23 protein-coding genes and 1 riboswitch are annotated in these 23,771 nt (G+C 42.2%); of the genes, 15 read left to right on the top strand and 8 right to left on the bottom strand.

The features are described 5' to 3' along the window. Nucleotides 1-37 precede the first annotated feature (37 nt). Complete coding sequence (gene purB / locus DCK90_RS02820) at nucleotides 38-1,381, top strand: adenylosuccinate lyase (RefSeq protein ID WP_108244656.1); 1,344 nt, start codon at nucleotides 38-40, stop codon at nucleotides 1,379-1,381. 23 nt (nucleotides 1,382-1,404) lie between these two features. Here the strand turns inward: purB and DCK90_RS02815 are convergent, their stop codons facing one another. The 5 genes from DCK90_RS02815 to DCK90_RS02795 all read right to left on the bottom strand — a co-directional run bounded on the left by DCK90_RS02815 (nucleotide 1,405) and on the right by DCK90_RS02795 (nucleotide 4,496). Beyond that, a complete protein-coding gene (locus DCK90_RS02815) occupies nucleotides 1,405-2,220 on the bottom strand; it encodes a mechanosensitive ion channel family protein (RefSeq protein ID WP_108244655.1) in 816 nt (271 codons plus the stop codon). A gap of 138 nt (nucleotides 2,221-2,358) precedes the next feature. Beyond that, a complete protein-coding gene (locus DCK90_RS02810) occupies nucleotides 2,359-2,898 on the bottom strand; it encodes a DUF4252 domain-containing protein (protein ID WP_108244654.1) in 540 nt (179 codons plus the stop codon). A gap of 113 nt (nucleotides 2,899-3,011) precedes the next feature. Beyond that, nucleotides 3,012-3,551 carry a DUF4252 domain-containing protein gene (locus DCK90_RS02805; protein WP_108244653.1) on the bottom strand — a complete coding sequence of 180 codons (540 nt, stop codon included), beginning with the start codon at nucleotides 3,549-3,551 and terminating at the stop codon, nucleotides 3,012-3,014. 14 nt (nucleotides 3,552-3,565) lie between these two features. Next, nucleotides 3,566-4,000 (bottom strand): hypothetical protein, encoded by a 435-nt coding sequence (locus DCK90_RS02800; RefSeq protein ID WP_108244652.1) that lies wholly within the window; start codon nucleotides 3,998-4,000, stop codon nucleotides 3,566-3,568. Then, entirely contained in the window at nucleotides 3,987-4,496 is a 510-nt protein-coding gene (locus DCK90_RS02795; RefSeq protein WP_108244651.1) for an RNA polymerase sigma factor, read from the bottom strand. The genes DCK90_RS02800 and DCK90_RS02795 overlap by 14 nt, the downstream gene beginning before the upstream one ends. Nucleotides 4,497-4,709: 213 nt before the next feature. Between DCK90_RS02795 and DCK90_RS02790 the strand changes: the two genes are divergently transcribed. Further along, a complete protein-coding gene (locus DCK90_RS02790; protein WP_108244650.1) occupies nucleotides 4,710-6,218 on the top strand; it encodes a S41 family peptidase in 1,509 nt (502 codons plus the stop codon). A 32-nt stretch (nucleotides 6,219-6,250) separates the two neighbouring features. On the opposite strand, the gene DCK90_RS02785 is transcribed toward DCK90_RS02790, so the two are convergent. Continuing rightward, nucleotides 6,251-8,113, bottom strand: coding sequence for a TonB-dependent receptor plug domain-containing protein (locus DCK90_RS02785; protein WP_108244649.1), 1,863 nt, complete (start codon nucleotides 8,111-8,113; stop codon nucleotides 6,251-6,253). A gap of 69 nt (nucleotides 8,114-8,182) precedes the next feature. Then, nucleotides 8,183-8,409: riboswitch (cobalamin riboswitch) on the bottom strand. Between the two features lie 55 nt (nucleotides 8,410-8,464). On the opposite strand from DCK90_RS02785, the gene DCK90_RS02780 reads away from it, so the two are divergent. From DCK90_RS02780 to DCK90_RS02755, 6 genes are all read left to right on the top strand, one after another. Then, entirely contained in the window at nucleotides 8,465-9,616 is a 1,152-nt protein-coding gene (locus DCK90_RS02780) for an ABC transporter substrate-binding protein (RefSeq protein WP_108244648.1), read from the top strand. Continuing rightward, a complete protein-coding gene (locus DCK90_RS02775) occupies nucleotides 9,617-10,648 on the top strand; it encodes a FecCD family ABC transporter permease (RefSeq protein ID WP_108244647.1) in 1,032 nt (343 codons plus the stop codon). After that, nucleotides 10,648-11,427 (top strand): ABC transporter ATP-binding protein, encoded by a 780-nt coding sequence (locus tag DCK90_RS02770; protein ID WP_108244646.1) that lies wholly within the window; start codon nucleotides 10,648-10,650, stop codon nucleotides 11,425-11,427. The genes DCK90_RS02775 and DCK90_RS02770 overlap by 1 nt, the downstream gene beginning before the upstream one ends. A gap of 61 nt (nucleotides 11,428-11,488) precedes the next feature. After that, complete coding sequence (rmuC, locus tag DCK90_RS02765; protein ID WP_108244645.1) at nucleotides 11,489-12,802, top strand: DNA recombination protein RmuC; 1,314 nt, start codon at nucleotides 11,489-11,491, stop codon at nucleotides 12,800-12,802. A gap of 10 nt (nucleotides 12,803-12,812) precedes the next feature. Further along, nucleotides 12,813-13,178 carry a 6-phosphogluconate dehydrogenase gene (locus DCK90_RS02760; protein WP_108244728.1) on the top strand — a complete coding sequence of 122 codons (366 nt, stop codon included), beginning with the start codon at nucleotides 12,813-12,815 and terminating at the stop codon, nucleotides 13,176-13,178. Nucleotide 13,179: 1 nt separating this feature from the next. Beyond that, nucleotides 13,180-13,725 (top strand): acyl-CoA thioesterase, encoded by a 546-nt coding sequence (locus tag DCK90_RS02755; RefSeq protein ID WP_108244644.1) that lies wholly within the window; start codon nucleotides 13,180-13,182, stop codon nucleotides 13,723-13,725. Here DCK90_RS02755 and pgl read toward each other — a convergent pair. After that, nucleotides 13,706-14,431 (bottom strand): 6-phosphogluconolactonase, encoded by a 726-nt coding sequence (pgl, locus tag DCK90_RS02750; protein ID WP_108244643.1) that lies wholly within the window; start codon nucleotides 14,429-14,431, stop codon nucleotides 13,706-13,708. The genes DCK90_RS02755 and pgl overlap by 20 nt on opposite strands. Nucleotides 14,432-14,514: 83 nt before the next feature. Beyond that, complete coding sequence (gene zwf, locus DCK90_RS02745) at nucleotides 14,515-16,047, bottom strand: glucose-6-phosphate dehydrogenase (RefSeq protein ID WP_108244642.1); 1,533 nt, start codon at nucleotides 16,045-16,047, stop codon at nucleotides 14,515-14,517. A gap of 165 nt (nucleotides 16,048-16,212) precedes the next feature. Between zwf and gndA the strand changes: the two genes are divergently transcribed. The 7 genes from gndA to DCK90_RS02710 all read left to right on the top strand — a co-directional run bounded on the left by gndA (nucleotide 16,213) and on the right by DCK90_RS02710 (nucleotide 23,667). Further along, nucleotides 16,213-17,622 (top strand): NADP-dependent phosphogluconate dehydrogenase, encoded by a 1,410-nt coding sequence (gene gndA, locus DCK90_RS02740; protein ID WP_108244641.1) that lies wholly within the window; start codon nucleotides 16,213-16,215, stop codon nucleotides 17,620-17,622. 18 nt (nucleotides 17,623-17,640) lie between these two features. Beyond that, nucleotides 17,641-18,156: a DinB family protein gene (locus DCK90_RS02735; RefSeq protein ID WP_108244640.1), complete on the top strand. Its 516-nt coding sequence runs from the start codon at nucleotides 17,641-17,643 to the stop codon at nucleotides 18,154-18,156. Further along, nucleotides 18,153-19,004 carry a ChaN family lipoprotein gene (locus DCK90_RS02730; protein WP_108244727.1) on the top strand — a complete coding sequence of 284 codons (852 nt, stop codon included), beginning with the start codon at nucleotides 18,153-18,155 and terminating at the stop codon, nucleotides 19,002-19,004. The genes DCK90_RS02735 and DCK90_RS02730 overlap by 4 nt, the downstream gene beginning before the upstream one ends. A 76-nt stretch (nucleotides 19,005-19,080) precedes the next feature. After that, on the top strand, nucleotides 19,081-21,111 hold the full coding sequence (locus DCK90_RS02725) for a S9 family peptidase (RefSeq protein WP_108244639.1): 2,031 nt from the start codon (nucleotides 19,081-19,083) through the stop codon (nucleotides 21,109-21,111). Between the two features lie 69 nt (nucleotides 21,112-21,180). After that, nucleotides 21,181-21,711: a YybH family protein gene (locus DCK90_RS02720; RefSeq protein ID WP_108244638.1), complete on the top strand. Its 531-nt coding sequence runs from the start codon at nucleotides 21,181-21,183 to the stop codon at nucleotides 21,709-21,711. A gap of 13 nt (nucleotides 21,712-21,724) precedes the next feature. Next, nucleotides 21,725-22,573, top strand: a complete 849-nt coding sequence (locus tag DCK90_RS02715; RefSeq protein ID WP_108244637.1) for a helix-turn-helix domain-containing protein — start codon at nucleotides 21,725-21,727, stop codon at nucleotides 22,571-22,573. Then, a complete protein-coding gene (locus tag DCK90_RS02710; RefSeq protein WP_108244636.1) occupies nucleotides 22,570-23,667 on the top strand; it encodes a serine hydrolase domain-containing protein in 1,098 nt (365 codons plus the stop codon). The genes DCK90_RS02715 and DCK90_RS02710 overlap by 4 nt, the downstream gene beginning before the upstream one ends. Nucleotides 23,668-23,771 lie beyond the last annotated feature (104 nt).

Genomic DNA, 23,771 nt, shown 5'->3' with positions numbered 1-23,771 from the left:
TTTAAGTATCTTTGACCCTTTCAAAATTTTCTGTACCATGTCGCTGACACAACTGAACGCCATTTCGCCGATTGACGGTAGATATAGAAACAAGACCAAAGCCTTAAAAGACTATTTTTCGGAAGAAGCCCTTATCAAATACCGTGTACTGGTAGAGATTGAGTATTTTATCGCGCTTTGCGAGATTCCTTTACCACAATTGGCTGATTTTAATACGGCGTTATTCCCGGAGCTACAGAAAATCTACCAAGAGTTTTCTACGGAAGATGCACAGGCCATCAAGGATATAGAAAAAACCACCAACCACGATGTCAAAGCGGTGGAATACTTTATCAAACAAAAGTTTGATGCGCTAAACCTTCAAAAATATAAGGAGTTTATCCACTTTGGACTGACATCGCAAGACATCAACAATACAGCTATTCCATTATCTATCAAGGAAGCTATAAACGATGTATACATACCGTCCTATCTGGATGTTTTTGAAAAGTTGAAAGAGCTTGCCAAGGAATGGGAAAACATTCCCATGTTGGCCAGAACGCACGGTCAACCGGCGTCCCCTACCCGTTTGGGCAAGGAAATCGATGTTTTTGTAGAGCGTTTCAAGGAACAGTTCAATTTATTGAACGATATACCCAGTGCGTCAAAATTTGGAGGTGCTACTGGAAACTACAATGCTCACAAAGTTGCTTATCCAACCAATGATTGGAGAGCCTTTGGAAAAAAGTTTGTGCAGGAAAAGCTAGGCTTGCACCACTCTTTCCCGACGACGCAAATTGAACATTACGACCATATGGCCGCTTTGTTCGATTGTCTTAAGCGCATCAACACGATTTTAGTTGATTTGGATAGGGATTTTTGGACCTACATATCCATGGATTACTTCAAACAGAAAATCAAAAAAGGAGAAGTCGGTTCATCTGCCATGCCGCACAAGGTAAATCCAATCGATTTTGAAAATTCAGAAGGAAATTTAGGATTGGCCAATGCCATTTTTGAGCATTTATCGGCTAAACTGCCTATATCTAGATTGCAACGTGACCTTACGGACAGTACGGTACTGCGTAATGTTGGAGTCCCTTTTGCACATACCATTGTTGGGTTTCAATCTACTTTAAAAGGGTTGAACAAGTTGGTATTGAACCAAGCCAAGTTTGAACAGGATTTGGAGGACAACTGGGCCGTTGTTGCGGAAGCTATCCAGACCATATTAAGAAGGGAAGGCTACCCAAACCCATATGAAGCTTTAAAAGGTTTGACACGTACCAACGAGAAAATCAATCAGAAATCCATCGCTGATTTTATTGAAACACTAGAAGTTTCGGATGAGATCAAAGCCGAACTGAAACAAATCACCCCAGCGAATTACACCGGGGTTTAATGTCTTTAGTGAAGGGAGGATAATCAACCTTCTTTTTGCACCTGTACGCGATGCGGGTAAGGAATTTCGATACCTGCTTCGTCAAGGGCTATTTTACAATTTTCGTAGGTGTTAAAATACACATCCCAGTAATCCTCTGGCTTGCAGAAGGGACGAACGGCAAAATTCACGGAGCTGTCAGCCAATTCCAACACATTGACCGATGGGGCAGGGTCCGTGAGTACTTTTTTATTTGAGGTCAATACTTTCAACAGCACTTCCTTTGTCCTTTTAATGTCCTCATCGTATCCTACTCCGATTACTGTGTCGACCCGCATTTTACCCTCTGCTGTATAATTGATGATGTTTCCGTTGGCAATGGCGCCATTTGGAATTATCGCGAGCTTGTTTTGGGGAGTTATGAGCTTCGTGGTAAATATTTCGATGCCCTTTACCCTACCCAATACATCTTGTGCCTCGATAAGGTCTCCTATTTTATACGGTTTAAAAATCATGACAAGCACCCCGCCAGCAAAATTGGATAGGGAACCTTGAAGTGCAAGGCCGATGGCAAGACCGGCAGCGGCTATTACCGCGGCAAAAGTGGTGACATCCACTCCCAGTCTGGAAATTACTATGATTATCAAGAATACTTTTAGCGCCCAGGAGAACAGGTTCAGTAAAAATTTCTGGAGGGATTGATCATATTTGCTTTTGGACATGACCTTTCGGGTTCCTTTGATGATTTTGTTCACCACCCACATACCCACCAAGTAAATGATGAGTGCGGTTACGAGCTTAGGGCCAAATTCTTTTGACAGCTCAATTCCATAATCGAACCATTCTTGTGCTTTTTCCATGAGGTTTTGGTTTTGTTAGTTTTCTTATAATGAGACACTAAGATACTAAACAAGGTCACTCGTTTATTCGTTTAAAACATTGGAAAAACAAAAAGGGCGACAAACGTCGCCCTTCAAAATTTTATATTTTGATAAATCCTAGCCTTTTAGAAAATCCCCAATTTCGCCCAGCCCTTCACCTTTGTAGTCGGATTTTTGAATGGCCTGCATCAATTGGATAATATGCGCTGGGTTCATGTTTTTACCCAGTACGCGGACAAGAGCAAAGCCTTTATCCTCGCTATCTCCGTAAATGATCACCTCATCAATGGCATCTTCATCACCTAGATACTTAATGACTCCCTTGCCATATTTTGAATTGATTTTCATCAACTCCACAAAGTCATCTCCCTTGAGTATCTCGCGTACTTTTTTCTTTTCCGATTCATATTCGACCTGGTTCTCGGAATTCTTTTTAAAAGCCAATAGATTGAATTTTCTGAGGGATTCGATGGCTTCCTTTTGCGTTGGGTTCAATTCCTCCTCGTTCAGCTTTAAAATACTTGCCGGAACATCTATGGAAAGAAAGTTAGGATTCTCCGAATTGTCCACATAATATTCCTGTAAACTTGGCTGAGAAGCACATGAAGCGAAAAGTACCGCCCCGGCCACCAACATGGTTTTAATGATCTGTTTCATCTTTTCTATGTTTTTGATTGATTCTGAAATCTAAAAATCGATTGACAATAATAAGTTGGGAGTTTCTGTGTTTTGTTACAATTCCCTACCTACTATTGTCAACCGTAGTATGCTTAATTCTTCTTGCCAGCTTCGTTAAGCTCTTCGGGCAAGTTCATCTTTTTGGTCAATGAGCCAATTTTGTTCAGGTCAATATCCCCTGTAAGTGATAGGATTACCGTTTCAAACTTTCTACCATTTGCCTCTACATCGCCCAAGCCTGTTACGAACATCAACAGTTCGCTCACGTGGTCGGCATCACGTCCTTCTTTAATGTAGAATTTCACATTGGCATCTTTGTCCTTCACTCGCATCAACTCTTCCATTTTAGAAGACCTTAGATAGCTATCCACGGAAGATTTCATATCACTACCGATTTTTTTGTCCTCTGTAGTAAACACCTTCAAACTTTTTAAGCTACTTGCAATATCCATAAAGTCCTGTGCTTCGGGGTCATCCACCTCCACATCGATTTTTGCAAGCAGATTAAACATGCTTTTGTTTACCACTACGGATGTGACCTCATCCAAATCTTCAAACTTGTCAAAAAGGGATTGTGAAAACCCTGTCAAAGGCAAAGCTGCCATTACTGCGATTAAAATATACTTCTTCATCTTGTTTCGTTTTTTTAATTGTTGTTGTAAATTTTCTCTTTTGCTTCTTCGAACTCTTTTAGATAGGCCACCTTTTCTGTGCCCTTGTTAAAATTTTCCGCTAAGAGTTCAAAAGCCTTTTTGGTTTCTTGGTAAGCGTATGCTGCTTTTTGTTCCTCCAAACGTTTTGTTTCTTGGTACTGATTACCAAAATAAATACCGAAGGTCAAAACTACTGCCGCCGCAACGGATAGCCACTTGTAATAGTTTACTCTAGGTTTTAATGGAACCTGCTTGGTGTACTTTTCTTCCTTCGCCATGGAAAAGTAACTGAACATAGGCCTGTACTGTTCCAAGTGAGGTGCGACCTCGTCTTGTGCAAAATACTCCCTAAGTGTTCTTTCTTCCTCCACTGTCGCAGTGGCCTCGAAATACTTTTCCAATATTTTTTCTATGTTACCCAATTCCATAGCTGTGTTTTTTTATTAATTCGTCCCTTACTGTTTTTCTCGCCCTCGACAGTGCCACGCGCACCGCTGTGGGTTTCATATCCAAGAGTTCGCATATCTCTTCGAACTCATATTGCTCTACATCCCGTAGCTGCAATATCATTTTTTGTTGTTCTGGCAGTTTCTTCATAATTCGTTCCATCCAACTTATGCTGTCCTCTGCTTCCAATTGCTTTTGTAAAGAGGTGGTTTCATCGCTATAATTGCTATGGACCAATTTTAGGTTTCCTGCTTGCTTGGACTTTAAACGGTCCAAACAAAAGTTTTTGGTCATCGTCATGGCAAAGGCCTCTACATTTTTGTACTTTGACATGGACTCGTTCTTTGACCAAAGCTTCAACAAAATTTCTTGGGTGGCGTCTTCAGCTTCTTCCCTGGAAACCAACAGTCGCTTTGCGAGCCTGTACAGTTTGTCCTGAAAGGGCAAAACCACATTTAAAAATTCTGTTTGTTTCATTTGGTTGTCTTAGTTGTTTTTGTGTCGTTACTACCGACCTACACTATCCAGACGATACATATCGAAAATTGTTACAAAAAATTTGCTATCTGCCTATATAAACCTATTTTGCAAAGGAAATTTGCATGGTTTACCATGTAATTTTACTCAATCCAACCTACACCTCTGATAAATTTGGAACAAAATTTGAGTAAATTCAATAAAAATTAAGCTATGAAAAAGTATTATTTCCTGTTTTTAGGATTGTCCTTGTTGCTGGCATCCTGTAGCAATGATGACAACGGCATTAAACCTGGTCCAACCCCCGACCCGGACCCAACTGCAGATGTTGCTGCTCAGAACTTTATGTGGCAGGCCATGAACCTATGGTATTTTTGGCAGGGCGATGTTCCCGATCTTGCTGATGATAGGTTCTCCACCAATGCCGAATACACCGCATTTTTAGAATCTTATCCCGACCCAGAGAATTTTTACTACAGTATATGTAATGATCATGAGAGAATAGTTGGGGAAGAAGCTGCCATAGACCGATTCAGTTTTGCTAACGAAGATTATAAAGAACTTGTAAACAGCCTCTCTGGTATTTCTCAAAGTAATGGCCTGGAATTTAGATTGTCTTATATTGGAAATACCAACGATGTCTTTGGTTACGTACTTTACGTTTGGCCCGGTTCAAATGCATCAACCAAAGATATACAAAGAGGTGATTTTTTTACTAGGGTAGATGGCATTCAATTGACAGATAGCAACTACACCGAACTCTTATTTGGCAACAACAGCACATATACCTTGGGCATGGCCACAGTTGAAAACGAAACTATTTCCAACAATGATAAAGAAGTTCAACTTACCAAAATAGAGAACCAAATAGAAGACCCTATCTTGATTGCGGAAACTCTGGATGTGAACGGCACTAAGGTTGCTTATTTGATGTACAATCGCTTTTTAAGCAGTTTTAATGAAGATTTGAATGATGCTTTTGCAAAATTTAAGACGGATGGTGCTACAGAGTTGGTGTTGGACATGCGTTACAATCCTGGTGGCAATGTAAACACTTCTCGCCTTTTGGCCAGTATGATCTATGGTACCAAAACACAAGAAGTTTATATTAGGCAACGTTGGAACTCAAAAGTCCAAGCAGCATTTAGCGATGCTTCCCTCACCGACTATTTTGAAAGCAACACTCCCCCTCCTGCTAACAGCCCTATAAACTCATTAAACCTGAATAGAGTATTTGTTATTGCAACAAATGGTTCTGCTTCGGCAAGCGAATTGGTCATGAACGGCCTTGAACCTTATATAGATGTTATCCACATTGGTACAACCACTCGCGGAAAAAATGAATTTTCCATTACATTGGTCGATGATCCAGACCAAGACCTCCCTTTTCTTTATTCTTCCAGTAGAGAAGGTGACATAAATCCAAACAATAGTTGGGGAATACAACCCCTTGTTGGGCGGAACGAGAATGCAGATGGATTCTATGATTACACGAGCGGTCTAGTTCCAGATATTACCCTTGGTGAAGATTTGACCAACCTTGGTGTTTTGGGTAATGTAAACGAGCCGCTTTTAGCCCGTGCCCTTCAAGAAATTTCTGGTGGTTCTGCGAAAATAGATTTTACTGTGAGAATGCCTGCTGAGTCTTTTACCTCTTCTAGGTTGCACACTCCCGTGAAAGACAATATGTATTTGGACAAGCCATTGAAATTTAACAAGTAATTAAAAAAGCGGCCAATTGGCCGCTTTTTTTTTTAAAGGTTTAGGTTGAGACCCACCCTAAAGTTTCGTCCTCGGGTCGTGAATCCGAGCAACTCCCTGTAATCTTCGTTCAACAAGTTATCCGCATTCAAGAATACATTAAGTTTATTCTGTATCAGTTCGTGCCTAACGGAAAAGTTCAATAATGAAAACGGTTCCAAGGCAATGTCCGAGTACGTTGCAAAGTCTGTGTCAAAACGCTCGCCCGTATACGCATAGGTTAGAGAGGCATCCGTACTTGCACAAAACTGGTACCATAAAGATACATTGGCCTTGTGCTTTGGAATACGAATAGCATTGTCACCTTTTCTTTCTGTAAAAGTATAGTTGGCGTTGACACTAAAATTATTCAAGGGCAACCAAGTAGCTTCTACCTCTACCCCATTGGCATCAATTTCATCGGCCACATTAATGCTCATAAAATTGGCATCGTATCCAATGGCATTGGTTTCATTTCTATCAAAATAAACTGTGCTGATTCGGAAAGTACTATCAAGTTTAAATTCAATACCCCCTTCAATGGTCGAGTTTTCTTCAGGCTCCAATTCTGGATTACCACCAAAAGCACCAAACAACTGCGTTAAATTAGGTGTGATGTACGATGTAGCATACGAACCCATCAGCTTCACATACCCATTTTCCGTATCAAACACATAAGATGGATTCACGTTGTACACAAAATGATTTCCATATTCCGAGTGAGTGTTCAGTCTTGCACCCGCGTTCAAATTCAATCCAAAATCTAAAACATACACCACATTGGCATAAGGGTCAACAATAGTAAAATCCACTTCATCAGCAAAGATGGCCTCGTCCTTAATATAGTTCAACCCTAAAATGGTGTGGAACTGCTCTCCAAAAACATATTTGTTGTACACATCCAACACCCAGTTGCTTCCCTCGGTGATACTTTCACCAAAGGTGTCATTGGCCACAGACTCATAATCCGTATAGGCTGTATTCAAGTGAATGGAACCTTTACCATAGCCAAATTCCGATGACAACCCTACTCGCTGTTGCTCATTTTCGCCCAAATTATCAGCTTCTGCCATAGTAGCATCATACTCGTTCCTAAACTTGGTCTGGTTTCCGTACACCTGCACCCCAAAATTTTCGGCAAACTGATAGCCCAGCTTCACATTGGTGCTGAAGTGCGAAAAAACATCCTCTTCATTTTCTGGGGTCACCGCCGCGGATAGCCCACTTTTATATCGGTTAGAAAAATCGACCCCATAATTGAACTTGCCCAAAGTTCCGTTCACATTCGCGGAATTTTGAATGCTTCCGATATTATAATTCTGGTCATCGGCAGTTTGATTGGTCCCTACACTCGTTTCAAAATTACCTGCAATCTTCTTTTCGGAGCTCTTTTTTGTTGTGATGTTGATCACAGCCGTTACCGCATTCGTACCATAAAGCGTACTTGCCGCTCCTTTAATAATTTCAATGGATTCGATAGTGTTTGGTGACAACAATCGAAGGTCATATTCTGCGGAAAATGTAGATGGATCCTGTACACGAACACCATCGATAATAATCAAAACCTGACGACCACGACCACCTCGGGCATACACCCCTAGAACATCACCGTCCCTACCACGGCTCCCAGCAATCTCGATTCCGCTTTTGGTATTGATGATTTCCGCAACGGTCCTGCCCTGGTTGCGCTGCATTTCCTCTGCAGTAATTTTGATGACCGTTTTACCGGAGTTTTCACGTTTCAACTCAAATTTTGAATCGCTTACCACAACCTCATCAAGTTGCTGCATTCTAAGTGAATCTTGCTGTACATTTTGCGCAAAAATTCCTTGCCCCGCCAAGACAGCGGTAATTAACCATAAATGATTTTTTTTCATTTCGTTTAATTGAATAAACGGGAGAATAGTATGATGCCCATACGTAAACTTTTATCCCGAAAGTTTAACATTGATTGTTTGAATATGGCAGGTCTCCTGGCTTTTGTATTGTTGCTCGCCCTTCCCATTCAACAAATTGAACAGTGGGCATGTAGAAAAGCAACACCCTCTTTCTTTACGAGGTGCCAAAACCAGTTTGGCATACATTTACAGTTGCGGGAACAGCTCCGGTATTGCACCGGATTCCCTTTTAATCCCACGAAAACTCCGTGCGAACCAAAATTCGGGGTCAAAACTAATCAATCTGTTTAATCTTTTTCCGCAAAAATTAAATAATCTTACTTTTGACTCATGGCAAAAAAACAACGGTCAATTTTATTCCTGAGCCTTCTTCTGGTTGTTTTAATGGGGTGCAAACAAGTAGAAAAAAAGCAACCGGTTCAAAACCAAGAACAAGCCTCAAGTATTGCACATGCAACCGGTTTTACCGTACAACATGAAGGTGATATCACCATTATTGAAGTCTCCAATGCTTGGCCAGGTTCGGACAGTTTCAAATATGCACTGGTACCAAAGGAAAAATTGGCGACAATGTCCTTTCCAAGGGATGCCTATGATGCCATTATCGGAACACCGATAGAAAAAGTGGTGCTCACCTCCACTACACATATTCAACCGTTGCTACAGCTCGGCGAACTGAACACTGTGGTCGGTTTTCCCAATACGGATTACATTTCTTCCCCGGAGGCTCGAGAACTGGTAGAAAGTGGGCAAATCCAAAATTTGGGCATGAACGATATGCTCAATACCGAAATAGTGCTCGCCTTGAAGCCGGAACTCATCGTAGGGTTTAGCATCAATAATGAGAATAATGCCTACGAAATCATCAAGAAATCGGGAACACCAGTAGTCTACAACGGTGACTGGGTGGAACACACCCCCCTGGGAAAAGCGGAATGGATAAAGTTCTTCGCGCCTTTCTTTGAAAAAGAAGCCTTGGGCGATAGTATTTTTGCATCCGTTGCATCATCATATCAAAAGGCCAAAGAAATCGCCCAAAAGGCACAAAGCAAACCAACTGTTTTAACTGGCGGATTATACAAAGATGTTTGGTACGTAGCTGGTGGCAAAAGTTGGATGGCCAAGTTTTTAGACGATGCCAATTCCGATTATCTCTGGGCCAACAATACTGAAACGGGCAGCATAGGGCTCAGTTTGGAATCGGTTTTGGAGAAGGCGCAAGGTGCTGAATTTTGGTTCAATCCATCTGCAGTGACCACTTACACCGAATTGGCCGAGGCCAATCCACATCACCAAGAGTTCGATGCCTATAAAAACAAAAGCGTCTACTCCAATGCCATTGACAAAGGCGAAACTGGAGGACTCATTTTTTACGAGTTGGCTCCTCACCGCCCCGATTTGGTGTTAAGAGACCTTATCAAAATATTACATCCGGAAGTATTGCCCAAACACGAACTGCAATTCATTAAACCGTTACCGTAAATGCAAGGTTCCAGAACATATCGGTTCTCTTTTATACTGATGTTGCTGGCCTTGCTATGTTCGTTGCTTTTGAACATAAGTTCGGGGTCGGTCACCATACCTTTTCCAGATACAATGTCCACCTTGTTGGGAGAAACTCCGGAAATTGCTTCTTGGGAATACATCATATGGGATTATCGGGTACCAAAAGCGTTTACCTCCATTTTGGTCGGAGCCGGACTTTCGCTGAGCGGACTTTTAATGCAAACCCTGTTCCGGAATCCCTTGGCAGGTCCGTTTGTATTGGGAATCAGTTCGGGGGCAAGTTTAGGTGCCGCTATTCTTTTGATGGGCACCTCTATTTTTGCAGGGTACACTTCCTTATCATTTTTGGGAGACATCACCCTTTCGATGGCTGCAAGCATAGGTAGTTTTTTGGTGCTCTTGACAGTTATGATTGTGGCCCAACGGGTTAAGGACACCATGGCCCTGCTTATTATTGGGTTGATGTTCGGTAGTATAACCTCAGCAATCGTGAGCGTTCTTGCCTATTTTTCCAGTGCTGAGGATTTACAACGGTTCAATTTTTGGTCCTTCGGAAGCGTCGGCAATCTATCCGTAAACCAACTGCTTTTGTTGGGAAGCATCGTAACTGTGGGTATTTTGTTAAGTATTGTCTCCATAAAATCGTTGAACGCTTTTCTTTTGGGCGAGAATTATGCCCAAAGCCTAGGGGTATCCTTGAAAAAATCCAGAATGACCATTATCATCGCAACAGGGTTATTGGCTGGCGGAATCACGGCATTTGCTGGACCCATTGCTTTTGTAGGCTTGGCCGTACCCCATTTGACCAGACAGATTTTTGATACCATGGAACATAAAGTATTGATTCCCGCTGTAATGCTCTACGGCGCCATTTTAATGCTGCTGTGCGATACTTTGGCGCAACTGCCCAACTCTGCCAGTGTTTTGCCCATAAACGCAATCACATCCTTGGTTGGGGCTCCTGTGGTGATATGGCTTTTGGTCCGTAAACGTAAAATGATGTTCTAATGGCAAAAACAGGGAAAAATATATTGTCCATTAGCGATGTATCCATTGGTTACGGTACTAAAACTGTTGCAAAAAACATCAATTTTGATTTGGAGGCTGGAATGCTCTGCGGTGTTGTTGGTGTTAACGGTATCGGGAAATCAACCTTGCTCCGGACATTGGGCGGATTCCAAACCAAACTTTCAGGAGATATAATCTTAAATGACAAACCACTGGAAAAATATACCTCGGCAACCTTATCCAAAGAACTCAGTGTGGTTTTGACAGAACCCCCTGCTTCCAAAAATCTCACGGTACAAGAATTGATTGCGTTGGGACGTCAGCCTTATACCAATTGGTTGGGTACTATAAACAGAAAGGACAAACAACAAATTCAGGCGAGCTTGGATGCCTTTTTACTGAACGAACTCCGAAACAACAAATGCCACGAACTTAGTGATGGACAGCTACAACGGGTTTTGGTGGCACGAGCAATGGCACAGGACACTTCATTGATTCTGTTGGATGAACCCACCACGCATTTGGATTTGTACCACAAAGTGCAGATTTTAAAAATGCTTCAAGAACTGGCGCACCACAAACAAAAGACCATCCTGTTCACCTCCCACGAAATTGAATTGGCCATTCAGTTATGTGACCGAATATTGATTTTGGACGGAAAGGACCATCCCTTCGGAGACCCTTGTCAACTTATTGAACAAAAACACTTTGATACGTTATTTCCTTCGGAAATGGTACAATTTGACCATGAAACGGGAACTTTTAAAGTGAATAAGTAAGTACACTTTCCATTTCGGCATCAATCGGAATCCGTTATCTTTATCCTTCAGAAAATTTTTAATGGGCGCAGAACTTATCTACATTATTATAGGCTTCATCATCACATTGGCCATTGGGCTCTTTGTGGGGGTGTATATTCAAAAACTGAAAACCAAGTCTACCGAGAGTGTCTGGCAAGACAGGGAAATCAAATCCAAAGAAGTGGAAGGTGCTTTAAAGGAGGAATTAAAGGAGGTTCAAGCCAAAAAATCAGAGCTGGAAGTTGCCCTTGCCCGTGAAGAATCCAAATCTGACAACCTGGAAGAAAAACTGCTGGAACAAAAACAAGAACTGGAAAAACTTCAGGAAAAGTTCACCAAAGAATTTGAGAACCTAGCGAATAAGATTCTTGACGAGAAGAGTGAAAAGTTCACCAAGAGCAACAAAGAAAACATTGACAACATCCTGGACCCCCTCAATAAAAAAATTAAAGAGTTTGAGGAAAAAGTGGTGAAATCCCAGCAGGAAAACTTTGGTCTGCACGCTGCCTTAAAACAACAATTACTTGATTTACGCAGCCAGAACCTTAAAATTACCCAAGAGGCCGAAAACCTGACCAAGGCCTTAAAAGGAGACTCAAAAATACAGGGGAATTGGGGCGAAGTAATCTTGACCCGCATTTTAGAGAAATCCGGGCTCACCAAAGATAGAGAATACACGCTACAGGACAGTTTTAAGGACGAGGATGGAAAACGATACCAAACCGATGTGCTGATTCATTTACCGGATGGTAAGAAAATGATCGTGGATAGCAAGGTGTCCATTGTTCATTTTGAACGATATGTATCGGAAGAAGACGAGAAACAACGGGAAATCTACTTGAAGCAACATATCGATTCCATTAAAAGGCACGTAGAAGAGTTGAGCAAGAAAAACTATCAGCTTTTGATTGACGAAAGCCCGGATACCGTTTTTATGTTCATTCCAACAGAGCCTGCTTTTGCAATCGCTTCGGCCTTTGAGCCCAATCTGTACGAGGATGCCTTTGTGAAGGATGTGATCATCGTGACTCCATCCACACTGTTGGCGGCCTTAAAGTTGGTGGACAACCTTTGGAAAAACGACAAACAAAAGCGATTTGCCATTGAAATTGCCACCGAAGCTGGCAAATTGTACGATTCTTTTACCAATTTGACCGATGAACTTTTAAAGATCGGTAATCAAATCGGAACGGTACAAAACACCTACCAGAGCACAATGAAAAAGCTAACAGGGCGTGGCAACCTCATCAAACGGGTGGAAAAATTAAAATCCTTGGGAGCCAAGGCCAGTAAGAGTATAGACGATAAACTGCTCAAGCGCGCATTGGATGATGACCTTGAGGAACTTAACTAAAAACGCTACCATGAAAAAATTCCTGACCATTTTTATAGTTGCCGTAGTTGTTGGCATTGTGGGGTATTTTGCCTTTATCTATTATGTGCCCTATAGCGAAGGTTACCGTTCCGGGGAACTTATTAAGTTCAGTCGAAAAGGCGTAATAGTAAAAACGTGGGAAGGACAAATCAGTCAGGGATTATCGGGTACCAATGTATTTTCATTCTCCGTAGAAGATGGTGAGCAGGAAATCATAGAAAAAATGAAAGAGTTCCAAGGGCAGTACATCAAAGTGACCTATAAAGAACGCTACTCTACCTTTTTTTGGTTGGGCGACACCAAATATTTTATCACAGAAGTAAAATCAGAGAAATCACCGATTTTTAGGAATTAATATGAAAAAATTTAAATCATCCAGAGAAAGTAGGGTTTCCATCACCGAACTCATGCTCCCCTCCCACTCCAATTTTGGTGGCAAGGTGCACGGTGGACACATTCTTAATCTTATGGACCAAATAGCCTTTGCCTGCGCCTCTAAACATTCTCAAAGCTATTGTGTGACAGCTTCGGTAAATCGGGTTGATTTTCTAAATCCTATCGAGGTTGGGGAATTGGCTACGTTGAAAGCTTCCATCAATTATACCGGTAGGACCTCAATGGTCGTGGGCGTGCGTGTAGAGTCTGAAAATGTAACAACAGGAGAAGTCAAACATTGTAACTCCTCCTATTTTACTATGGTTGCCAAAGGAAAGGATGGCAAGAACAAATCCATACCTGGTCTTATCCTAAAAACAAAACAAGATATCCGTCGTTTTGCCCGAAGTAAGGAACGTAAGCAATCTGCATTTAAACGCGATAGCAAATATGAATCGAACAACTTTAAAGTCAACGAATATCTTGAGTTTCTAGAGGGAGAAAACGTTAAGATGGATTTTGATTAAGCTTCGCTGCAGCCTCCTCATCCAAGAACCAAACGAGATTTCCTGAATCCGGATTCACCAAAGATGCCGGGTACGCGTCAGAACCTTCGGTTTTATCCACAATAGCTTCTACCTTTTCGGCTTTGGATGCGCCGGTGACCAAAAAAGCTACTTCTTTAGCCGTATTGATAACTTTACCATTTATGGATACCCTTTTTTGACCAGAGTCCGGATGAGTGGCCACCACACAATGGTCCTTGGCATCCCACAAATCGATTTCGTGTGGAAATATGGAGGCCGTATGTCCATCGTCCCCCATGCCCAATATCACCAAATCAAATTGGGGCACTCCTTCTATCCTATCTAAATTTATTTCCAATAGGTTCGCATATCGCATCGCTTCGTTCGCTGGGTCCTTTTCACCCAAAATGCGGTGTATGTTTTCCTCAGGAACGTCAATTTTGGAAAACAAGTGCTCCACCGTCATTTTATAGTTACTTTCATCATCGGAGGGAGGAACACAACGTTCGTCTCCCCAATAAAAATGTACCTTGCTCCAATCCACCTTGCCTGCAAAATTATCGGCCAGCACATCAAACACAATTTTTGGGGTGCTCCCTCCGGATAAGGCCACGTGAAATGTTTCTTTATCTTTTAACTGGTCTACCAAATAATTGGAAAATTGCTCGGCGACCTCTTGTTTATCCTTATATATTTTTAAATCCATTCTGAATTAATTAGTTGTTCTCGACTGCCCGCCCGCCTGCGGCGGGCGCTCGAACTGACATATTTTTTCCTAACTCCTAAAAACTAGCAAATCACACAATACCCTGGATCATCTGCCAAGTTCTCCGAAGGGTTTCTCCAATAGCCCTCCTCTTCGATTAAATCGTCTGCATTTTCGGGTCCCCATGCACCTGCGGCATAACCGTACATTCTAACGTCCTTACCTTTTTCCCAGTAGTTCAAAATCGGGTCTACAAATTCCCAGGCCGCTTCTACCTCATCGGCACGTGCATACAACGTAGCATCGCCTTGCATGGCGTCCAACAACAAACGTTCGTAGGCTTCCATCACATAGGTTTCGGCTAAACTCGAGTAGTAAAAGTCCAAATTGGCACGCTCCACCTTGAAGCCCTGCCCTGGTACTTTTACCCCAAACTTAATCAGGATTCCCTCATCAGGTTGGATACGGATAATCAATTTATTATCCATTTCCTGCATTTCTGAACCCTTAAAAATTTGATGGTGCGGTTTTTTAAAGTGAATTACGATCTCGGTCACTTTGGTCGGCATACGCTTAGCAGTTCGAACATAAAACGGAACACCGTGCCAGCGCCAGTTGTCAACAAAAAATTTAATGGCTGCGTAAGTTTCCGTAGTAGAATTGGAATCCACTCCATCTTCTTCCCTATATCCCTTTACATCTTTCCCATCTATTTTGGAAGCTACATATTGAGCCCTGATGGTATGATCGAAAAGTTCTTGCTCATCCGTCATTATTCGTAATGACTTCAAGGCCTTTACTTTTTCATTTCGGATTTCCTCCGCATCTGCTCCGATTGGTGGTTCCATTACTACCAACGAAACCAGCTGAAGCAAATGGTTTTGGAACATATCGCGTAGTGCGCCGGATTTATCGTAATAACCGCCACGCTTTTCAACTCCTACACTTTCGGCATTGGTAATCTCCACATGCTGAATATAGTTTCGGTTCCATAACGGTTCAAAAATACTATTGGAAAAACGGGTCACCAATAGGTTCTGTACCGTTTCTTTTCCCAAGTAATGATCGATTCGATAGATTTGATGTTCTTTAAAATATTTATGGAGACCTTTGTTCAATTCCTGGGCAGTTTCCAAACTATATCCGAATGGTTTTTCAACAATCAATCGTTTCCAACCATTGTTTTGGGTATTCATGCCGACATCGCTCAAGCATTGCGATACCGTCTCGTACAATGTAGGCGGTGTGGACAAATAATAGATAATGTTCCCAGAGGTGTTGTGCTTTTCCTTTAGAGCTTCAACACGCTTCCTAAGCGGACCATAATCGGTCTCGTAACTATCCCCAAGGTCCTCATAATACAGCTTTTCGGCGAATCCTTTTACCTTATCTTCGCCCAGGTCCTTTATCTTTTTGGTTAAATATTCGCTCTCGTACACCACCCTGTCCCTAAATGTCTCATCGGACATATCGCTACGACTTACACCAAGCACCGCAAAGTTTTCTGGCAATTGATTGGCCAAGTATAGGTTAAACAATGAAGGAATTAATTTTCTAGCAGTCAAATCACCCGACGCCCCAAAAATCACGAGCATTTGATTATCGGTCTTTTTCATAGTATTTTTTCTTTTCTGGCAAGTTTTGTTCTCGTTGACAAATTCACTTTAATATGATGTCAATATTTTTGAGCATGACGAATATAAGGTTTATTTTAGGTTCCTAATTCAATAAACATCAACCTTAGTGATGTCTTAACACCTAAGAAGAAGAAAAAATATAGAATGGCAGACACGTATGATTTTGGCCTTGTGGGCCTTGGAGTAATGGGACGTAATTTTATTTTGAATGTAGCCGATAATGGATTTTCTGCATTCGGAAACGATTTGGATAAAGAAAAAGTGGACGCTTTGATCAAAGAAGGGGGCAATACCGATAAAGTGAATGCCTCTTCCGATGTTAAAACCTTTGTTCAGTCGTTAACAACTCCCCGAAAAATAATGTTATTGGTACCTGCAGGCAAAATTGTGGACAGCGTCATCGAAGGCTTATTACCGCATTTGGATAAGGGGGATATCATCATTGATGGAGGAAATTCCTTTTATACCGATACGGACAGACGTGAGGCTTACTTAAAGGAAAAAGGCATCAACTTTTTTGGAGCAGGTGTTTCAGGCGGTGCAGAAGGAGCCAGAAAAGGACCAAGCATCATGCCCGGTGGCTCAAAAGAGGCCTATCAACACGTTAAACCAATTTTTGAAGCGGTTTCTGCAAAATATAAAGGGGAACCATGTGTGGCCTATTTAGGACCGAAATCTGCCGGAAATTACGTAAAAATGGTGCACAATGGTATCGAATACGGTTTGATGCAGTTGACTTCCGAGATTTACGACATCCTGAAAAAAGCAGGTGGACTTACCAATGATGAGCTCCATAAAACATTTTCCAACTGGAATGAAGGTCGATTGCAATCCTTTTTGGTGGAAATCACCTCCGAAATCTTTGAACAAAAAGATGACCTTACCGATGGCGACCTCGTGGATATGATTCTGGACAAGGCCAAACAAAAGGGAACCGGAAAATGGACCTCCCAAAATGCCATGGACCTCGGAATTCCCGTGCCAACCATCGATATGGCGGTGAGCATGCGCGAAATATCCGCACTAAAGGATGAACGTATCAAGGCCGACGAATTGTATGACCGCCCTACCCCAACCGTCGTGGACAAGGCTGATTTTACATCCAAAGCGGAACAGTCCTTATATTTTGCCTTCATTATTACCTATGCACAGGGCATGCACCAGTTGGCCGATGCCTCCAAAGAATATGGTTATGAGCTGAAACTGGGCGAAATTGCCAAAATATGGCGTGCAGGCTGTATTATCCGTGCCGCCCTATTGGCCGATATTACAGATGCCTACCAAGCGGAAAACGACTTGCAGAACTTATTGCTCTCCCCATCTTTTGTAGACAAGGTAAAGAGCACTGTTGATGCTGCAAGGGAGTTGGTGAGTTATGGCGCTTCCAATGGGATTCCACTGCCAGGTCTCTCCAATGCACTTACTTATTTTGATGCGTACACAAGCAGCCGTTTGCCCCTAAACTTGATTCAGGCACAACGCGATTATTTTGGTTCGCACACGTATGAGCGTTTGGATCGCGAGGGTATTTTTCATACCGAGTGGGGAAAGTAATCATCGTTATAATATGATATGTCCGTAAAAAGTTGGGTGTTTATATTGGTAATCGGCGTTTTCATCTCCTGTGCTCAAAATAAGAATGATGAAAACATCAGGGAAATTATATTATCCCAATTGAAAAACACCCACAATACCCAAGAATGGTTTGCCCCTACGGAAACTGCGCTTAAAGGATTGACTTACGAACAAGCAATTTGGCAGGATAGTACCGCTAATCATTCCATCGCAGAACTGGTCACCCACGTAACGTTTTGGAACGAGATGAACCTAAAATCTTTCAATAATCTTGAAGTTTCTGATAAAGCAGTCAAGAATGATGAAACTTTTCAAGTCCCAACCGAAGAAGAGTGGTCAATAACCTTGAAGCGACTGGATAGCATCCAAACGGAATGGGAAACTGCCGTAGAGCAAGCTGACCTTATCAAAATTCAAGACTGGGCGGAGGAAATCACCAATATGAGTGCCCATACAGGTTATCATACAGGTCAAATTGTGTATATCAGAAAACAAAAAGGATGGTGGAAATGAGAAAAACGGTTCTATTATTTTCATTTTGCCTGAGCTTTCTGACCGCATCGGCCCAAAAAGAACCCTATGTGATTTATAATGCAAAGGGGAAAAAGGTCTCGTACAAAAAAATGCTCAAGACCTTGGAGAAAAAGGATATAGTACTCTTCGGGGAGTTGCACAACAATCCCATCGCCCATTGGTTGCAATATGAACTTACAGCCGATCTGCATTCCAAACGAAAACTCATTCTCGGTGCTGAAATGATCGAAGCCGACAATCAAGATGAGCTCAACGATTATTTATCGGGTAAAATAGACTACAAAGCCTTGGATTCCACCGCGCGACTCTGGAACAACCACAAGACCGATTATGCCCCACTGGTCGACTTCGCCAAGGACAGTAGTTTGGTTTTTGTGGCCTCCAATGTTCCCAGACGCTACGCCAGTATGGTGTACAAAGGTGGTTTTGGAGCCTTGGATTCACTCCCTGCGCAAGAAAAGAAATGGATCGCACCTTTGCCCATTGCTTATGAGCCTGAATTGCCAGGGTATCAAAACATCCTAAAAATGATGGGCGACCACGGAAGCCCGACCTTGGTAATGGCACAGGCTATTAAAGATGCTACCATGTCCCACTTTATTCTTCAAAATTATAGGGAAGGTTCCTTGTTCCTTCATTTTAATGGCGCCTACCATTCAAATGATTATGAGGGAGTTCTTTGGTATTTACAATTGCACCGACCCCAATTGAATTACGGAACCATCTCAACGGTTATGCAAGAGGATGTGCACACCCTGGAAGATGAAAACAAAAGTATTGCTGACTTTGTTATTTGTGTGGATTATAACATGACCACCACCTATTGAATCTTACTACTTTTTGAGGGTTATGTTTCAACTAGGGATAATTTGCTTATTTTTAGGAAACTAATTAACCAACCTCATGAAAAATTTACTCGCTGCATCATTTTTGTGCGTAGCCATTTGCTATACAGGATTCGGTCAAGTGCAATCCAATCTGGAATTGTTGGACATCTTCAACATGGAGCAAGTGACAGACCCTCAGATTTCTCCAGATGGGTCCAAAATCATCTATGTTAGAAACTTTAAGGATGTGATGACAGACCGCAATCTGTCCAACCTCTGGATCATCAATTTTGATGGCTCCAACAATCGGCCATTAACCACAGGGAACCACAACGATTTTTCGCCAAAATGGTCCCATGATGGCAAAAAGATTGTTTTCAAATCCAATATGGCGGACGATAAAATGAAGCTCTACCTCATGTGGCTGGACACAAAGGAAACTATGGCGCTCACCAATACACCACAGTCACCCGGCTCCGTCTCATGGTCGCACGATGATAAATTCTTGGCCTTTAACATGTTTGTGCCCGAAGCTAATAAATCCATCATAAAAATGCCTGGAAAGCCGGAAGGCGCCAAATGGAACGACCCACCAAAGTACATCGATAAAATGAATTATCGTGGCGATGGCGCTGGATATTACAAAGGCGGCAGCTCTCAATTGTTTACTTTGCCCATAAGCGGAGGAACCCCAAAACAGCTCACTTTCTCCGAGTTTGACCACGGCGGGCCTATTTGGGCAAAAGATGGTAACCATTTGTTTTTTAGTGCCAACTTCCATAAAGATGAAGAATTTGAACCCGCGGATAGTGAAATCTACTCGATTAACGTAAATACTGGCGATACTACTGCCCTTACAGAGCGTTACGGCCCCGATTCGCATCCAGTTCTGTCTCCAGATGGTTCCAAAATCGCATATCTCGGCTATGACGACCGTCTGCAAGGCTATCAAGTTACCCGTTTGTATGTTATGGATACCGATGGCTCGGATTCTCAACTTATATCTGGTGATTTTGACCGCGATGTGGAGGATATGGCGTGGAACAGCAAAGGCAATGGGCTTTATTTTAGCTATACCGACCAAGGTATGGGCAAGTTGGGCACCATGTCCCTATCAGGAAAGGTAGATGAAATTACTGATGGATTAGGGGGGCTTTCCCTGGGAAGACCTTATAATGGCGCTAGCTTCTCCGCTTCAATCAACAATAAATTTGCCTATACCATGGGCGATACCAGTCATCCATCGGACTTGGCAGCAGCAGACACCAAAACCACCAAAAGGCTCACCAACGTTAACGAAGACCTTTTCTCCTTCAAGAAATTGGGCAATGTGGAAGAAATGTGGTGGGAATCATCATACGATCAACGAAAAATCCAAGGCTGGGTCGTAACTCCACCCGATTTCGACCCATCGAAAAAATATCCAATGATTCTTGAAATCCACGGTGGACCATTCACCAGCTACGGTGCGGTCTATTCGGCCGAAATACAGGCATATGCTGCCGAAGGCTACGTGGTACTCTACACCAATCCTCGTGGCAGTACCAGTTATGGCGAGGAATTTGGAAATCTCATCCATCATGATTACCCCAACCACGATTATGAAGATTTAATGTCCGGCGTAGACGCTCTTTTGGAAAAAGGCTACGTGGATGAAAAGAACTTGTTCGTTACCGGTGGTTCAGGTGGCGGTGTGCTTACTGCATGGATTGTGGGCAAAACAGACCGATTTAAGGCGGCTGTAGTTGCCAAACCCGTAATTAACTGGACGAGCTTTGTACTGTATGCTGATGGAGTTCAGTTTTTCTCCAAATATTGGTTTGGTAAAAAACCTTGGGAAGACCCAGAAAATTATATCAGACGCTCTCCCCTCACCTATGTTGGCAATGTAACCACTCCCACCATGCTTTTAACGGGAGAAGAAGATTACAGAACCCCAATAGCGGAATCCGAACAGTTTTACGCAGCCCTAAAGTTGGAAAATGTGGAAACGGCCATGGTCCGAATCCCTGGTGCCGGACACGGTATTGCCAATAAACCCAGCAACTTGATTGCAAAAATTGCAGCTGTATTGGCTTGGTTTGATAAATATAAAGAGGACGAGTAAATTTTAAGAAGTATTTGATATAGTTCCCCCGCACATAAAAATGCGTAATAACCCATCAACTATATCATTATGAAAAATCAATTTGTACGTAGTATCATAGCAGTACTGACCATTGTTTTTGCAGCAAGTTGTGAGCAACCTGCTCCTGAGGCCAAATCAGGTAAAGAGTATTCAGCACAAATTCAAAAAATCATTGAGGAGAAAAATGAAAAAATCCAAGAGTACTATGCTTCTGGAATGATTGACTCCGCTGCTGCGCATTTTGCCGATAACAGCATTCAGTTTATGCCCAATCAGCCAGCCGTTGTCGGAGTTGAAAACTACAAGGCCGCTTGGAAGCAAAATATTCAATTTGGAAAATGGGAATTCGACCTCAACACACAAGAAGTAAAGGCCAGTGGTGACTTAGCCACCGAATACGGGAAATACACCATGACATTTACCCCAAAAGAAACCTCTCCCATACCCGCAATGGAGGACAAGGGCAACTATATGGTGCTCTGGGAAAAAGTGGAAGGAGAATGGAAAGTGGTCTGGGATGCCCCGGTAACCGAGCTTCCGATGCCAAGTCAGGCTCCAGACTCAACCATTGTTGAGTAAAACACGCTCCTAAATGATCCAACGGTTACACATACCCAAAAACCCAGCACTTTCGCAAGTAGTACAGTTTATGACCTATGTGGAGTTGACCCGAGAAGACATATTGGAAGGTAGAACCGCTATATTTCCAAACGCCACTACCAATATGCTATTCTCTTTGGACGAGGACATACTCGTTAACCGAACATCATCTTCCAATTCTATTTATACCTCTTGCAGTACCACGGTATTTTTTAAACCTTATGTTGGGATGAAATTCATGACGGTTCAGTTTAGCAGTTTCGGACTTTCCTATCTTAAAAAAATACCCGCTTTCGAGCTATTGGACACCTTGAGCAATCTCGACATTATATTCACAACAAGTGATATCGAACGTATCTCCTCCCAGTTGAAGGAATGTGAAACCATTGGAGAAAAGTTTGTTGTTTTGGAGAGGTTTGTTAGCCGAAAAATAGGACTGCCGGAAGTAGACCCCCGACTCCCCTACGCATTACAACTTTTGAATTCCGAACACTCCATTTCCATTGATGCTTTGAGTCAATCCCTTTGCATTTCAAATAGAGGTCTCCAAAAGTTGTTCAAAAAGCATATTGGGATGAGTCCAGTTTATTACCGAAAAATTATTCGCTTTAATAAGGCGGCCCAGTTACTCCTGAACGATTACGAAAATTCTTTAACAGAGACCTCATATACCTGTGGTTACTTTGACCAGGCCCACTTTATCAAGGATTTTAAAGAATTCGGGGGCATCTCCCCTTCTGAGTTTTTACGTTTAAAATCAGACAGTTCGGATTTTTACAATTATAGGATTTCAGAACCCCATACCTTGGACGGCATCAAACAACAGGAAATCAATATATGAAAACCAAAACATCCATAATTCTCTTTTTGAACTTTGCGATAATTTGCATTCAGTATTCGATAGGTCAACAAAAAGACAAAGTAGAGGGACTCTCCAACCTCATTGGAAAGTTATATGTCAATGGCACCCTGCATGGAGGGGTTCTAGTGGCGGAAGGTCAAGATATCCTTTATCGAGATGCTTGGGGACTGGCCAATATAGACCAGCACACCGCTTTGACCGTTGACGAGAAGTTTACCATCAACAGTATGGGTAAAATGTTTACATCGATACTTATTTTACAGCTTGTAGAAGAGGGAAAACTAGACTTTGAGGATAAACTAAGTGATATGCTCCCTGAATTTCAGCACAAGAGAGTCAAAGACATTACGCTGCACCATCTTTTGGCACACCGCTCAGGAATACGGGATTATGGATTATTACAAATGGCAGGGCAACTTCCCTATAATTTGACACGAGATCAAATGTTTGCGGAAATTGGCAAAATGGATTTAAAGTTTGAACCCGGTTCCAAATTCAACTATAGTAATTCAGGCTATATGCTTTTAGGTGCAATCATAGAAAATAACCGTGGGAAATCGCTGCAAGAAGTTATGCAAGAGCGAATTTTTGAACCACTTGGAATGCGGAACACTTCCATGATTTATACATATGATCTTGATGAATTGCCACAGTACTTTTTACAAGATGGCACTATTTATCAAGAAGACGATGTGGTCATCTACGGAGGTGACGGTGCCGAAGTTTCCACCATGGACGATATGCATACTTTTATGATGGCCCTTGGTTCTGATACATTGTTGTCAAAAACTATGTGGGAGCTAGCATTTACCCCACACTCCTTTCCGAATGAAGTTCCTGAAGATGCTTGGCCTCCGCCACATCAAGATCCCTATGGATATGGTTTTAGTATTATGGAATTACCTTTTGATGGCGAAACAACCGCTAGAGCAGTGGGACATGGTGGAGCAGGTTTGGGAAGTAATTATGCACTCCGCTTTTTGGAGAGTAAACGTATTATAATCAACTGGAACAATATTTTTAAGAACCCGATACTTTTTGATGTCATAACCTATTTGGCAACCAGTAATTAAACACCTTCGTTTAAAAATCAGAAGCCCGGTTCACAAATGTAAACCGGGCTTCATTTTGGGTAAATCAATAGCCAAGGCTGTAGGTAAAACTATCAATTTGGGAC

Source organism: Muricauda brasiliensis (assembly GCF_003057865.1).
In the GTDB taxonomy this organism is placed as follows: Bacteria; Bacteroidota; Bacteroidia; order Flavobacteriales; family Flavobacteriaceae; genus Flagellimonas; species Flagellimonas chongwuensis.
Note: the sequence above shows the minus strand (reverse complement) of the source record. Positions and strands in the feature narration are given on the sequence as shown.